This window comes from Flagellimonas onchidii, assembly GCF_004804315.1.
GTDB lineage: Bacteria > Bacteroidota > Bacteroidia > Flavobacteriales > Flavobacteriaceae > Flagellimonas > Flagellimonas onchidii.
Window position 1 is genome coordinate 223,944 of record NZ_SRXX01000005.1, and the last position, 14,470, is coordinate 238,413.

The 14,470-nt window shown below is 38.4% G+C and carries 16 protein-coding genes; 11 read left to right on the forward strand and 5 right to left on the reverse strand.

The annotated features are described in order from the left end of the window. Positions 1-25 precede the first annotated feature (25 nt). From E4661_RS07530 to E4661_RS07560, 7 genes are all read left to right on the forward strand, one after another. On the forward strand, positions 26-1,255 hold the full coding sequence (locus E4661_RS07530) for a 3-phosphoshikimate 1-carboxyvinyltransferase (protein WP_136466216.1): 1,230 nt from the start codon (positions 26-28) through the stop codon (positions 1,253-1,255). An 87-nt stretch (positions 1,256-1,342) separates the two neighbouring features. Then, positions 1,343-2,392: a tRNA preQ1(34) S-adenosylmethionine ribosyltransferase-isomerase QueA gene (gene queA / locus E4661_RS07535; RefSeq protein WP_136466217.1), complete on the forward strand. Its 1,050-nt coding sequence runs from the start codon at positions 1,343-1,345 to the stop codon at positions 2,390-2,392. A gap of 82 nt (positions 2,393-2,474) precedes the next feature. Continuing rightward, positions 2,475-3,515, forward strand: a complete 1,041-nt coding sequence (rlmN, locus tag E4661_RS07540) for a dual-specificity RNA methyltransferase RlmN (RefSeq protein ID WP_136466218.1) — start codon at positions 2,475-2,477, stop codon at positions 3,513-3,515. A gap of 196 nt (positions 3,516-3,711) precedes the next feature. After that, the gene (locus tag E4661_RS07545) at positions 3,712-4,689 is read left to right on the forward strand and encodes a polyprenyl synthetase family protein (RefSeq protein ID WP_136466219.1); all 978 of its coding nucleotides are present in this window, start codon (positions 3,712-3,714) and stop codon (positions 4,687-4,689) included. Positions 4,690-4,808: 119 nt separating this feature from the next. Then, positions 4,809-5,381, forward strand: a complete 573-nt coding sequence (locus E4661_RS07550; RefSeq protein ID WP_136466220.1) for an RNA polymerase sigma factor — start codon at positions 4,809-4,811, stop codon at positions 5,379-5,381. Then, the gene (locus tag E4661_RS07555; protein ID WP_168796346.1) at positions 5,382-6,116 is read left to right on the forward strand and encodes a hypothetical protein; all 735 of its coding nucleotides are present in this window, start codon (positions 5,382-5,384) and stop codon (positions 6,114-6,116) included. Between the two features lie 87 nt (positions 6,117-6,203). Continuing rightward, positions 6,204-7,271, forward strand: a complete 1,068-nt coding sequence (locus tag E4661_RS07560; protein WP_136466222.1) for a porin family protein — start codon at positions 6,204-6,206, stop codon at positions 7,269-7,271. Between the two features lie 61 nt (positions 7,272-7,332). On the opposite strand, the gene E4661_RS19560 is transcribed toward E4661_RS07560, so the two are convergent. Together E4661_RS19560 and E4661_RS07570 are read right to left on the reverse strand one after the other, a co-directional pair. Then, positions 7,333-7,599, reverse strand: coding sequence for a zinc-ribbon domain-containing protein (locus E4661_RS19560; RefSeq protein ID WP_313779467.1), 267 nt, complete (start codon positions 7,597-7,599; stop codon positions 7,333-7,335). A 1-nt stretch (position 7,600) separates the two neighbouring features. Further along, entirely contained in the window at positions 7,601-8,263 is a 663-nt protein-coding gene (locus tag E4661_RS07570) for a class I SAM-dependent methyltransferase (RefSeq protein ID WP_168796347.1), read from the reverse strand. A 164-nt stretch (positions 8,264-8,427) separates the two neighbouring features. Between E4661_RS07570 and dnaG the strand changes: the two genes are divergently transcribed. After that, positions 8,428-10,401 (forward strand): DNA primase, encoded by a 1,974-nt coding sequence (gene dnaG, locus E4661_RS07575; RefSeq protein WP_136466225.1) that lies wholly within the window; start codon positions 8,428-8,430, stop codon positions 10,399-10,401. Positions 10,402-10,451: 50 nt separating this feature from the next. Here dnaG and E4661_RS07580 read toward each other — a convergent pair whose 3' ends face one another. Then, positions 10,452-11,081 (reverse strand): response regulator, encoded by a 630-nt coding sequence (locus E4661_RS07580; RefSeq protein WP_136466226.1) that lies wholly within the window; start codon positions 11,079-11,081, stop codon positions 10,452-10,454. 156 nt (positions 11,082-11,237) lie between these two features. Beyond that, entirely contained in the window at positions 11,238-12,026 is a 789-nt protein-coding gene (gene nadE, locus E4661_RS07585) for an NAD(+) synthase (protein WP_136466227.1), read from the reverse strand. Positions 12,027-12,092: 66 nt separating this feature from the next. On the opposite strand from nadE, the gene gldB reads away from it, so the two are divergent. The 3 genes from gldB to E4661_RS07600 all read left to right on the forward strand — a co-directional run bounded on the left by gldB (position 12,093) and on the right by E4661_RS07600 (position 13,865). Continuing rightward, on the forward strand, positions 12,093-13,082 hold the full coding sequence (gene gldB / locus E4661_RS07590) for a gliding motility lipoprotein GldB (RefSeq protein ID WP_136466228.1): 990 nt from the start codon (positions 12,093-12,095) through the stop codon (positions 13,080-13,082). Then, positions 13,082-13,417 (forward strand): gliding motility protein GldC, encoded by a 336-nt coding sequence (gldC, locus tag E4661_RS07595; RefSeq protein ID WP_136466229.1) that lies wholly within the window; start codon positions 13,082-13,084, stop codon positions 13,415-13,417. Before gldB ends, gldC begins: the two co-directional genes overlap by 1 nt. A gap of 64 nt (positions 13,418-13,481) precedes the next feature. Then, complete coding sequence (locus E4661_RS07600; protein ID WP_136466230.1) at positions 13,482-13,865, forward strand: 3'-5' exonuclease family protein; 384 nt, start codon at positions 13,482-13,484, stop codon at positions 13,863-13,865. On the opposite strand, the gene yihA is transcribed toward E4661_RS07600, so the two are convergent. Then, entirely contained in the window at positions 13,862-14,470 is a 609-nt protein-coding gene (gene yihA, locus E4661_RS07605; protein WP_136466231.1) for a ribosome biogenesis GTP-binding protein YihA/YsxC, read from the reverse strand. The two genes, E4661_RS07600 and yihA, sit on opposite strands and share 4 nt — an antisense overlap.

The following is a 14,470-nucleotide window of genomic DNA, read 5'->3' on the forward strand; positions in this document are numbered from 1 at the left end:
GATGTTTTAATCAAATTAGAAATAATTGAGACTCCAACTTTCCTTTCCGTCCGAGAAAAAAATTAACAAGTCGATTCAGATTACGGGCTCTAAAAGTGAGACCAACCGATCTTTATTGTTGCAAGCGCTTTTTCCCAATGTCGTTGTGGAAAACAAGTCCAATTCCGATGATGGGCAGGTGATGCAGGCAGGATTGAAGAAAACAGCTGGCCAAGTGGATATTCACCATGCAGGAACGGCCATGCGGTTCCTTACAGGTTATTTCGCATCGCAGGAAGGAAAAGAAGTCGTACTTACAGGCTCTAAGCGTATGAAGGAACGTCCCATAAAGGTTTTGGTCGAAGCACTTCGCGGTTTAGGGGCACAGATTGAATACGAAAAGACTGAAGGTTGTCCTCCTTTAAGAATTAAGGGTAAGCGCTTGACCAAAAGTAGCGTTTCTTTACCCGCAAACATCAGTAGCCAATATATTTCTTCTTTGTTGCTTATTGCACCGAGTTTGGAGAATGGTCTGGAATTGGAACTTTTAGGAAAAATTACTTCGGTGCCCTACATAAAAATGACTTTGGGACTTTTGGAGCAAATCGGCGTAGAAACCCAGTTTGAAGGCAATCTGATAAAAGTAACACCAGTACAACAAGTTGACAGTACTACTTTGGTTGTGGAATCTGACTGGAGCTCAGCAAGTTATTTTTATAGTATTGTCGCTATGTGCGATGTTGGAACAGAGATTCAATTGTCTTCATACAAGGAGAACTCGCTTCAGGGAGATAGCGTTCTGGCAGAAATCTATAAAGATTTTGGTGTGGAAACCATGTTTTCTAACAATCAGATAACACTTAAAAAGAAAAAGGAGTGCCAGCAAGATACCGTGAATTACGATTTGTCAAACGCCCCTGATATAGCACAAACTATTTCTGTTACTTGTTTAGGTTTGGGTGTGGGATGCCATCTCACGGGGCTTCATACGTTGCCTATTAAAGAAACGGATCGTTTGGCAGCCATGAAGACCGAATTGGAAAAATTTGGCGCTAATGTTGATATCGACGCGGAAAGTCTAACACTTTATTCCACCAAAGAAATTAATTCAGATGTGTCTGTAGATACGTACCATGACCATAGAATGGCAATGGCTTTTGGACCCTTGGGTCTTTGCACGTCTCTAAAAATCAATGATGCAGGGGTGGTTTCCAAATCGTATCCGGATTTCTGGAACGACCTTGAAACATTGGGTTTTTCCGTTGACACAATGTAATTCACATTTAATCACCAAATTACTTGACATCCCCTATGTCGAGATTGTATATTTGCGCTCTTTTAAAAAACATCCTAAAAAAGCCACATGAAACTATCTAACTTCAACTTTGAATTACCTAAGGAATTATTGGCGGAGTATCCTGCAGAAAACAGAGACGAATCCAAACTTATGGTAATCCATCGTGATACTGGAAAAATTGAGCACAAAATGTTCAAGGACCTAATTAATTATTTTGATGAGGGTGACGTTATGGTCTTGAACAACACCAAAGTATTTCCTGCAAGACTCTATGGTAACAAGGAAAAAACCGGTGCCCGCATCGAAGTTTTTTTACTGCGTGAGTTGAATCAAGAGCAACGTCTTTGGGATGTTTTGGTAGACCCGGCAAGAAAGATAAGGATAGGGAATAAGTTGTATTTTGGTGATGATGAGAGTTTGGTGGCCGAGGTTATCGATAATACGACGTCAAGAGGAAGAACCTTGCGTTTTCTTTATGATGGGTCGTATACCGATTTTAGAAGAAAACTGCGCGAGCTAGGCGAAACTCCTTTACCAAAATATATTAAAAGGGATGTTGAGCCAGAGGACGAAGAACGTTACCAAACCATTTATGCTAAACATGAGGGAGCAGTGGCCGCTCCAACTGCTGGATTACACTTTTCAAAGCACTTGTTGAAACGATTAGAGATTAAAGGCGTTGATTTTGCTGAAGTGACTTTGCACGTAGGATTGGGAACCTTCAATCCAGTTGAGGTGGAAGATCTTTCCAAACATAAAATGGACAGTGAGGAGCTTGTAATCGATGAAAAGGCTACCGAAGTGGTGAACAATGCCAAAACAAAGAAAAAGCGAGTATGTGCTGTAGGAACAACCGTAATGAGAGGTTTGGAAAGTGCAGTTTCTTCGGAGCATACCTTGAACACCTTTGAAGGTTGGACCAATAAATTCATTTTCCCACCTTATGATTTTAGTATAGCCAATTGTATGGTGACCAATTTTCATTTGCCAAAATCAACCCTATTAATGATGATTTCGGCATTTGTTGGGCACGACCTAATGAAAAAGGCATATAAGCAAGCCATTCTGGAACAGTATCGCTTTTACTCTTACGGAGATGCGATGTTGATTCTTTAATAGAACCAGTTCCAAAAGAAGAAAAAATACTATCCCGAATGATGTTCAATCGTTCGGGATTTTTCTTGATTATCTTTATCCTGTGGAAGTCAAAAAAAAGGACATTAGGGCGTTGACCAAGGACCAGCTTCGAGATTTTTTCGTTGCAAATGGCGATAAGGCCTTTCGCGGAAATCAAGTGTACGAATGGCTCTGGCAAAAATCGGCACACTCTTTCGATGGTATGACCAATATTTCCAAAGAAACCCGTCAAATGTTGGAGGATAACTTTGTTATCAACCATATTCAGGTAGACCAGATGCAACGGAGTTCTGATGGTACTATAAAAAATGCGGTTAGACTTCATGATGGACTAGTGGTAGAATCTGTACTGATTCCTACTGAAACAAGAACCACGGCTTGCGTTTCAAGTCAGGTAGGTTGTAGTCTGGACTGTAAATTTTGTGCCACGGCCCGCTTAAAAAGAATGCGCAACCTCAATCCTGATGAGATTTATGATCAAGTGGTAGCGATTGACAATGAAAGCAGATTATATTTTGATAGGCCACTGAGCAACATCGTTTTTATGGGTATGGGGGAGCCATTGATGAACTATAACAATGTACTGAAGGCCATCGAAAAAATTACATCTTCTGAAGGATTGGGCATGTCACCCAAAAGAATCACGGTTTCAACTTCAGGCGTTCCAAAGATGATTAAAAAGATGGCTGACGAAGAAGTGAAATTTGGATTGGCGGTTTCGTTACACTCGGCAATCGATGAGGTGCGCACCTCGATAATGCCGTTCAATAAAACATTTCCGTTAAAAGATTTACGAGAAGCCCTTGAATATTGGTACAGTAAGACCAAGAATAGAATTACATATGAATATGTGATTTGGAAGGGAATCAACGATACTCAGAAAGCAGCTGATGCTTTGGTCAAATTCTGCAAGTTTGCTCCTTCAAAAGTTAATTTGATCGAATATAACCCAATCGATGATGGGGAGTTCCAACAAGCTTCCAATAATGCGGTTGAAATGTATCAAAGAACATTGGAAAAAAACGGAATAACCGTTACTGTCAGAAGATCAAGAGGTAAGGATATAGATGCCGCCTGCGGGCAACTGGCCAATAAAAGCTAAATTCAATTATCAACTATCAATTATCAATTATTCATTGTTCATTGTTCATTGTTCATTGTTCATTGTTCATTGTTCATTGTAAACTGTCATTACCCACTGTAGATTATCGATACTTTTGTCCACGTAACTTAAAACTTTGGTCTTCTAAGGATGAACTCTCTCATTTTCGCTACATTTAGGCCCTCAAAACACGATATTGAAAGTAGTTTCACAAATTAGGGAGCCTATTGAAAAGGAAATGGAACTTTTTGAAGAGAAGTTTCTAAAATCCATGTCCTCAAAGGTGGCTCTTTTCAATCGGATTACGTATTACATCGTAAACCGTAAGGGAAAGCAAATGCGACCCATGTTTGTGTTTCTTACTGCCAAATTGATTAATGGTGGCAAAGTAAACGACCGTACTTATTGTGGTGCCTCAATTATAGAATTAATACATACTGCCAGCTTGGTGCACGACGATGTGGTGGACGATAGCCACAAACGAAGAGGCTTTTTCTCTATAAATGCACTATGGAAAAATAAGATTGCGGTTTTAGTAGGCGATTTTCTTTTTTCGAAAGGGGTTTTGGTGGCTTTGGAAAACAAGGATTATGACCTTTTACATATTATTTCCAATGCTGTAAAGGACATGAGCGAAGGTGAGCTCCTTCAGATTGAGAAGGCTCGTTTACTGGACATTACCGAAGAAGTTTACTATAACATCATTCGACAAAAAACAGCTACACTTATTGCTGCTTGCTGTAGCATGGGCGCTTGCTCCGTAAAACCAGATTCTGAAGAAGTGGAAACTTTTAGAAGATTTGGTGAGCTTTGCGGAATGGCTTTTCAGATAAAAGATGACCTTTTTGATTATGGAGCAGAGAAAATTGGCAAGCCCACTGGTATAGACATCAAGGAGCAAAAAATGACACTACCTCTTATTTATGCCCTTAACCAAAGCGATAATGAAAAAAGACGTTGGCTGATCAGTTCCATCAAAAATCATAACAAGAACAGAAAAAGGGTCAAGGAAGTTATCGCGTATGTAAAGGAAATGGGCGGTTTGGAATATGCTGTTTCCAAAATGCTCAAATTTAAGGATGAAGCGCTGTCCTTACTGGACAATTATCCCGATTCTGAATACAAATCTGCTCTTGCCTTAATGGTTAACTACGTTGTGGATCGTAAAAAATAAGGTGCTAAAATAGTCTGTTTAGCTACGGTCAATAATTTTCTTAGAATAATCACTTGGTCCGGGCAACCATTTTAAAACCTATCTCGTCTATCTTTATAGAAACAAACCGGGAACCACATTTGAAAATTATTTCCTTGCATACCAACGAGCGGCTTTTAATAAAGAAGGCCATTGCCCAAAACCCTCAGGCGCAGAAATTTTTATATGAAAAATACGCGCCAAAAATGTTGAGTGTGTGCAGACAATATATGAAAGACCTTCAATTTGCGGAAGATGTCATGGTAAATGGGTTTGTTAAGGTATTTGAGAACTTGAAATCGTTTCAATATAAAGGAAGTTTTGAAGGTTGGATACGAAAAATAATGGTGAGGGAAAGTATTTCGCAGCTTCGAAAGAAACAATTTGTTGTCTACGATGATGAAATTTTTGAAGCCACAGCATACGAAATAGAGGAGAATACATCGGTTTTGGATACCGAGTATGTGCAGCGATTGATAGATAATCTGCCAGAAGGATACAAAATGGTATTTCTGCTTTATGCCATCGAAGGATATAAGCATCATGAAATTGCAGAGATGTTGGAGATTTCTGAAGGAACATCCAAATCGCAGCTGTTCAAGGCCAGGAAGATGTTACAAGAAAATTTAAAGTTGAATGGAATGTTGCCTCGAGCGCAGTTGAGAGGTAAATAGGTGAAAAAGATTATGGGAAAATTGGAAAAACATATCAAAAAAACTATTGAAGAGCGTAGAATTGCTCCTTCACCTCAGGCCTGGGAGAAGATTTCTTCTGGGATTGGAGTCGAACAGAAAAAGTCTGGCAACAAATGGCACACATATGCAATTGCTGCTAGTTTTATAGGTCTTGTTCTTGTTTCCATATTCCTTTTCCGAACGGGAACCCCAATCGAGACCACCCCTCGGGCTGTTGATATACAAAATCAACAAGAAGAGCCTTTACAACCAGATAAGTACAACCAGATTCCATTAGAAGTTGAGCATAATCATACCCAAATGATTATTGCAGATGTAGAAAAGGCTCCAATTAAAGATTCAAGTACTGTGGAGAGCGTATCCATGAATGTGCAAAAAACCATATTAGATGTTCAAAATTATACCTTAAAGGATGGCGTTTTAAATAATTCAGAAGTATTGATTGCCCAAAAGATAAATGAGGTCGCCGAACAAGTAGCTTTATTGGAGACTATGAACAACAATGTTAGTGATGCAGAAGTTGATTCACTTTTAAGAGCTGCCCAAAGACAAATTCTCTCTGAACGTATTTTTGATTCAGAAAAAGTAGATGCCATAGCACTTTTGACAGAAGTGGAGGATGAATTGGATGACTCTTTTAGGGACCAAATATTTGAAGCACTGAAAGACGGCTATTTAAAACTTCGAACCGCTGTAGCAGACAGAAACAATTAAAAATATTCATCAATCAAAAGTCTTTTTTACTTTCCCTTCCCATTAAAGGGAAGGGGAGGAAAGAAGGGATAAAATCAAGAAATCATTATGAGAAAGATTACACTGTATTTTACGGTAACGATATTGTCATTGCTGACTCAAAATGTTGCGGCCCAAGAAGAGTATGAAAACGAAGTAAAACATTTGAAGGCACAAAAGGAAAAAATCATACAGCAAGAAAAGGAGGCACTAAAAAAAGAGGTTAAAGATATTAACCGGAGAACCCAGCGTGGTGCGTTGACAGTTGAGGAAGCCGAACTATTAAAAGCTGAAGTGGCAAAAAAAAGGGCCTTGAATATCGAAAATAGAGTGGCCATTATCGAAAATAAAATTTTGCTGATGCAAAGAAATCAAGGTCAACTATTGACTTTGACCGAAATGGACAGTATTGACGGAAACAGAATAAGATTGGGGCTCGATATAAATGGAAAACCTGCATTTTCTTTTAACCGTAGATGGAAAGATGAAGTTACATACGACCGACGTACATATTCAGACTTTGTTTTTGCCGTAGGTTTGAACAATGCTTTAATAGATGGGCAGTCTTTAAATGATTCGCCCTACAAAACTGGGGGGAGCAGGTTTTTTGAAATGGGATGGCAGTGGAGAACAAGGGTTTTTCGCAATTCCAATTGGTTGCGCTTCCATTATGGTTTTTCTTTTCAGTTTAATGGGTTAAAACCGGAAGGGAATCAATACTTTGTTCAAAATGGAAACCAAACAGTTCTCGAGGAATTTGAGTTTGAGTTGGATAAATCAAAACTTCGAATGGATAATTTGGTATTTCCAGTGCATTTTGAGTTTGGACCTTCACGATTTCGCGAAACGGATAAAAGTATTAGATATTCCATTCAAAACCAGTTTCGGCTTGGAATTGGCGCTTATGGCGGATTCAACCTCGGAACTCGTCAGAAGCTTAAATATTCTCGAGATGGGGAGAATGTGAAGGATAAATTCAAACGGGATTATAATACTAACGACCTCATTTATGGAGTTAGCGCTTATATGGGATTTGATGGAGTGCTTTTATATCTCAAGTATGATTTAAACCCCATATTTAAAGATGCTGATGTTGAACAAAGAAATATTTCCTTAGGCCTTCGATTCGATTTATAACCAATCAACCTTTTTTGTTAGTTTGAGTGCAGTCGAGAATTTTTAAGAGTCTCGGCTGTATTTAATTTTCTAAAGCCTTTCTCATATTCAGGGAAAATTCCTCCTTATAAAAACCGCGTTTGCAATGCGCACATTCTGCAAATTGGGAAGTCTTTAATTTAAAAACGGGAATCCAGAAGAAATGCACATAGCTAGGCTGTGATATAGCAGTCAATGTACCGGTTTGAGAGCAATACGGACAAGAAACATTATACAATGTTTTGGTTTCTTTCTTTCCAGGTCTTGTTCCAAAGAAGAGTATCAAACTTATTTTTATAGCAAAGTACAATTTAAATTCTTCTTATGGCAAAACTGGGGTGGTCATCAATTTCCATTGTGAGATAAAGAATCTGCCAATTATGTTTTAAACAAAATTCGTAAACGGCTTCTTTGACACCATACCTTACCAATCCATCCCAATTGCCTATAATAAAATCATGTCCGGCAATGATGCCATTTTTCTTTACTTTGGTATTCCAAGTTTCCAGCTCACAAATGGTGGTTTTATAAGAATGATCTGTGTCTATGTATATCCAATCAAAATAGTTATCCTCAAACGTTTTACCTACCACTGTGGAGTACCCAAGGTTTATTTCGACTTTACCGGAGTTCATTTGAGATTTAAATCTTTCTTCGACATGTGCTTTTTTACGTTGATTATATCTTTTAGTACCCCAAAAATCAACTAAATGCAATTTTTTTGGTTTACAGGTTGTCAAGATTAATTCCGAAAAATCACCTGTATCAACGCCTAGTTCAGCAATAACCCCTCTTTGGGGCAAATGTTTTAATAAATCTTCTCTATCCAAAAGAAGACTTGTATGTTCAATGTTTTTTGGCTGAATTTTAAATCGGGGAATTTCTTTGGAGATGGCTTTTTGGTAACCTTTTATTAATGGTTTTACAGTTTTAAATATTTTCTTTTTGACCCAGAGTGACAATGATCTGTTCATATTTTTCTTTTGATAAATTGGCAATTTTACCATTCAAAGGTTGAAAAATGCTGGAGACCTATTCCATAGCAATTGATGGAATACCCTTTTGATCTGACCAAAAAGAGATTTTTATAAAAATTTTGTTTTTTAGTTACCTTTAAAGGCTATTTTAAAGCTGAGATTTGATTTCAAAGACGACCATAGACCAAGTGTATGAAATTGCCCGTTTGGAAGAGGTAATCGGTGATTTTGTGCAGCTAAAGAAATCTGGCTCCAATTTTAAGGGGTTGAGTCCGTTTACCGATGAACGTACCCCAAGTTTTATGGTATCTCCCGTAAAACAGATTTGGAAGGATTTCAGTAGTGGGAAAGGTGGCAATGTAGTGGCTTTTTTAATGGAGCATGAACACTTTACCTATCCTGAGGCCATAAAATATCTGGCCAAAAAGTACAATATTGAAATTGAGGAAACCGAACAGACCAACGAGCAAAAAGAGCAAGCGAATGAAAGAGAGAGCATGTATCTGGTCTCGGAATATGCGCAAAAATATTTTGAGGATATCCTATGGGATTCCGAACCAGGTAAAGCCATCGGACTCACCTATTTTAAAGAACGAGGTTTTAGTAATGAGACCATAAAAAAATTCGGATTGGGCTACGCCCTTGATGAATGGGAGGCTTTTACCAAAGCCGCCTTGGAGAATAGCTATCAGCTCGAATTCCTAGAAAAAACTGGTTTGACCATTGTTAAGGAACAACCTGGGGGAGAATCTAGAAAATTTGATCGTTTTAAAGGGCGGGTGTTGTTTCCAATACATTCAATGAGTGGACGTGTGTTGGGATTTGGAGGAAGAATTCTGACCAGCGATAAAAAAGCAGCTAAATATTTAAACTCTCCGGAAAGTGAGATTTACCACAAGAGCAAGGTGCTTTATGGTATTTACTTTGCAAAACAAGCCATTGCTAAGGAAGACAATTGCTATTTGGTCGAAGGATACACTGACGTAATCCAGTTTTATCAAAGAGGTGTGCAAAATGTGGTGGCCTCTAGTGGAACAGCTTTGACTCCAGAGCAAATCCGCTTGGTTAACCGTTTGACCAAAAATATCACAGTACTTTTTGATGGGGATGCTGCCGGTTTACGTGCTTCCTTGCGTGGAATCGACCTTATTTTGGAGCAAGGTATGAATGTCAAGGTGTGCAGCTTTCCTGAAGGAGAAGATCCCGATAGTTTTGCCAAAAACAACACTTATGAAGATTTGGTGCTCTATTTAGAGGAAAATGCGAAGGATTTTATCCAGTTTAAGACTTCCCTTTTGGCTGAAGAGGCTGCCAATGACCCTATAAAACGGGCAGATACTGTAAGGGATATTGTAAACAGTATCAGTAAAATTCCCGACCGCATCAAAAAGGAGATCTATATTCAGGAATGCGCCAAAATGATGCAGATTTCTGAAGAGGTTCTGTACAATACTTTGGCTCAAATTGACAAAAAAGGTTTTACTGAGGCGACCAAAAAACAAAAACAAGAGCAAAAGGCCTTTGAGGTTGTCAAGAATGAACGGCCTGTTGAAAAGGTGGATGTTCAATATGTATTGGAGCGCAAGATTATAGAAATGCTTCTCCTTTATGGGAATCAAAAGCAAGAATTTGAAGATTTGGTGCTAAAGGAGAACGAGGAGGGTGATTTGGTACTGGAACCTGAAATTGTGGAGGCTAAGGTATATGAAAAAGTATATCTCGATTTACAGGAAGATGAAATTGAATTAACGAATGAGCAATTCAGAACTATTTATTACAAATTGATAGAAGATTTGAACGAAAGTGAAAACTTTACCGTAAATACGTTTTTGTCGAATCTTAGTCAGGAAATGGTAAGTGAAGTATCCTCCATTCTAATGGAGGAAGAAAGGTATGTGCTCCACGATTGGGAGCGCAAGGATATTTATCCTAAAGAAAAAGGGCTTGGTGTGGCTCAGTTGGTGGGTGAAACAATTCTTACCTTAAGATGCAACCTTATCAAAAATAGAATAAAGAAGCTTCAGAAAAGTACTGAGGAAAATAATAGTGACAACTCAGAGGTATTGGAAGAGATTGTCAACTACTTGCAATTGAACAAATTACTGAATGCTAAATTAAATCGGGTACTTTCCTAAAATAAAAATCCCGGGGAAACCCGGGATCTTACATTGTTTGAAAGGAAATTCTAGTAAAGCTCTAAAGCTTTAGCTTGTTGTAGCAAATCTACTAAGTTGTCCACATTCAATTTTTTCATTAAACGGGCTTTGTAGGTGCTAACGGTTTTCTCATTTAGATTCAACCCTTCTGCTACTTCCTTGTTTCTTTTTCCACTGGCCAAAAGCTTTAACACTTCTACCTCTCTGGATGATAGTTTTCTAAAGAATCTTCGTGGTTTTTGCGTTCCTTCATCAAAAGCTAAGCGTTGTGCCAGCTCATTGGTGATGAACATATTACCCTCACTCACTTTTCTTACAGCTGTGATGATGTAATCCAAGTCAGCGGTTTTCGATAGATAACCAAAAGCTCCAGCTCTAATGGTGCTAAGGGCATAAACATCTTCAGATTGCCCGCTGTACATTAATGTCTTTACGTTGGGAAATTCCTGTTTCATCTTTCTTAGGGTAGCAATCCCATTGATTTCAGGAATGTCCATCTCGAGCATTACAACATCGGGGGTAACTTTCTCTAACAGTTCAAATAGTTCAGAAGTGGTCGAAACATCAGCAATGACTTCAATATCTGAACTAGATTCGAGCACTTGCTTTATGCCGAGTCGAACTATGGGGTGGTTGTCAGCTATTAATACTTTAATCATTTGGTTTGAGTTTTATTCGTTGTTTAGTACTTAATTACTTACGCGGCGTAGCGAGCAAGATAACAAATTGTAAGCGTAAAACTCTGTTTTTTTTCTTAAAACCACAGAATTTCTAGGGTTTTTTTCGTCTTAAGCTGGGATTTTTGGGTTAAAAGGTTACTTTAAGTGGGTGGGAATTTCACAAATAGGTATAGGAATCATCTTATGTTTGTTAGAAGTATTAAACTTTTTATAAATAAGGAATACTTCTTTTTTTCTATCAGAAAAATCGTTTTCTGTCTTTCCGGCCTCATCCATTTGCATGGCCCACTCCAATTCTGGGTACGATGCCCCTATCTGATCCTCATCTGTTCTACTGTCTCCCCAAAGACCATCAGTTGGTGCCGCTTCCATAATATCTTGATTGACTCCTAAAACCCTTCCAAGTTCGTAAACTTCCGTTTTGAGAAGGTCGGCAATTGGGCTCAGGTCAACACCTCCATCACCATACTTGGTATAGAAGCCAATTCCAAAATCTTCAACTTTGTTTCCCGTTCCAGCTACCAGATAGCCTTTAAGCGCAGCAAAATAGTACAGCGTGGTCATACGTAACCGGGCGCGTGTGTTAGCAAGTGACATGAACCTATCTTCTTCATTGTCAACTTTGGGAAATTCATTGACAAGGGTGTCAAATACAGGTGTTAGGTTCACCGCTTGCCTATTTACATTTGTAAAATTATCAATCAACCAATCAATATGCCTATCGGCTCGTGTTACTTGGTTTTTACCCTGATGTATCGGCATTTCCAAACACAAAAGGTCTAGCCCTGTCTTGGCGCAAAGTGTAGAGGTAACTGCAGAATCAATTCCTCCAGAAACACCTATTACAAACCCTTTACAGTTCGCCATTACGGCATAATCCTTTAACCAGTCAACTATATGTTCAATCACCTTTTCGGTTTGCATATCTTTCTTTTTAGATTCAATAAATTACCTTTGTGCCCTGTAAATTTAAACGCTGCTGTGCTAAAAATGAAGAGGTTGTCAAAATACTTGGGCTTTCGTTCCCATCTTTTATGGGTTTCTTTGATTTTCAGTATGTTTTTGGCTTGCAAAAAAGTTGATAAAACTGCTGAAGCCATTGCCGCAACGCAGATTGATTTATCCATAGCACGATTTGATCGTGAATTTGCGGCAGCCAAAGCGGAGACAATTCCGTTGTTGAAATCCAAATACCCTTATTTGTTCCCTTCCCAGTTTTCGGATAGTGTTTGGGTTGCTAAATTAAAGGATACAATTCAACTGGAGTTATCTGAAGAAGTTGATAAAGTTTTTGGGGATTTTGAAGATGAAACTACGGATTTGGAATCCCTTTTTAAACATGTGGCATATTATTTTCCAAAAGCCAAGCCCCCAAAAATTATTACGGTTACCTCAGATGTCCGCTATAACGATAGGGTTATTTTGACAGACTCCCTTCTGTTATTAGGGCTTGATAATTATTTAGGACCAGAACATCATTTTTACGAAAGGATTCAGCGATACATTGCATCCGGTCTTGATAAGAAATATCTTGCTTCTGATGTAGCAAGTGCACTGGCTAAAAAAATTGTGAAATATCCTAGTGACCGCTCTTTTTTATCCCGAATGGTGTATTACGGCAAGGAATTATATCTAAAGGATAAACTTCTTCCCCAAAAAGAGGATGCTCAAAAAATAGGATATTCAGACATCCAAATGCAATGGGCAATAGACAACGAAGAGCAAATATGGCGGTACTTTATAGATAGTGAATTACTTTATAGTACAGATGCCAAATTGGATAGGCGATTTCTTGACCCTGCGCCATTTTCCAAATTTGGACTTGTAATGGATAGCGATTCGCCAGGAAGAATAGGAAGATATATAGGATGGCAAATTGTAAGGGCATTTATGGACAAGAACGATGTGACCTTGGACCAAATGTTAAGTTTGCCGGCAGATGAAATTTTTAAAAGATCAAAATACAAACCAAGAAAATAATGGCAATAGCACATACCTCGGAAATAAAACTTACTGTTGGACTGGACGAAAACCGCGTTCCCGAAGCTCTAAACTGGTCTGCACAAGATGGTGGAATTGAAAACGAAGAGGCCAAAGCAATGATGTTATCGGTTTGGGACAGTAAAAATCAAGAATCCTTAAAAATTGATTTATGGACCAAGGACATGCCTGTTGATGAGATGAAGGTTTTTTTCCATCAAACTTTGACTACTATGGCCGATACCTTTATGAAAGCTACGCAGGATGAAAAAATGACTGCTACCATGAGGGATTTTTGCGATTATTTTGCTGAGAAGTTGGAGTTGAAAAAGTAAACAGACCATTCTAATCGTAAGTTTTGGTGTTAGGTTCAGGTTTGAAACACTACTATTTGGGTAGATGATAAAAAAGAATCTTACAAAGCTAATTTTTGTTTACAACGCCAATTCAGGTGTTCGCAATGCTATTTTAGATAGCATGCACAAAGTTTTTAGTCCTTCAACCTATGAATGCAATCTCTGCGACATAACTTTTGGAATTGTTTCTGAAAATAAAATTTGGAAAGAGTTTAGGCAAAACAGTGAGCTTGATATGGAGTTTTTGCATAAGGATGAGTTTGCTGGAAAATATGGTTCAGAGAGAAAAAAAGAATTTGTCTTTCCCATAGCACTGAAAGAAGAAGGCGGTACGTTGAACGTTCTGGTTTCAGCTGAAAAAATAAATAAACTTAAAACCGCTCAAGAACTGATTGCGCTTATCAGGGAAAAAACAAATGAAGTCTAGGAGGAGAAAAATTCCTTGTTGATGCCGTCAATATAATTGAGCAGTTCATCTTTACCTGTTCTATTTGCGGATGAAGTGATAAAATGTGGAGGAACCTCTTCCCAAGCACCATCCAATAACTTTTGTAAATAAGCACCTGCCTGTTTTTCAATTATGGCGGGTTTCAACTTATCTGCTTTGGTAAAAATGATGGCAAAAGGAATTTGATGGGTGCCAAGCCACTCCATAAATTCCAAATCCACGGGTTGCGGGTCATGCCTTATGTCAACCAAAACAAAACCGCAGACCAGTTGCTTTCTTTTTTGGAAGTACTCAGTGATATATTTTTGAAAAACCTTCTTGTCCTTTTTGGAAACACGCGCGTAACCATATCCGGGTAAATCGACCAAAAACCAATTATTATTGATTTTAAAATGGTTGATGAGTTGGGTTTTACCAGGCCTACCAGAAGTTTTGGCCAAACCCTTTCTGTCTACCAACATGTTGATCAATGAAGATTTCCCCACATTGGAACGTCCAATAAAGGCATATTCGGGCAATGGCTCATTAGGACATTTGGCCACATTGGAATTGCTCATCACAAATTCGGCCGAGGTAATTTTCAT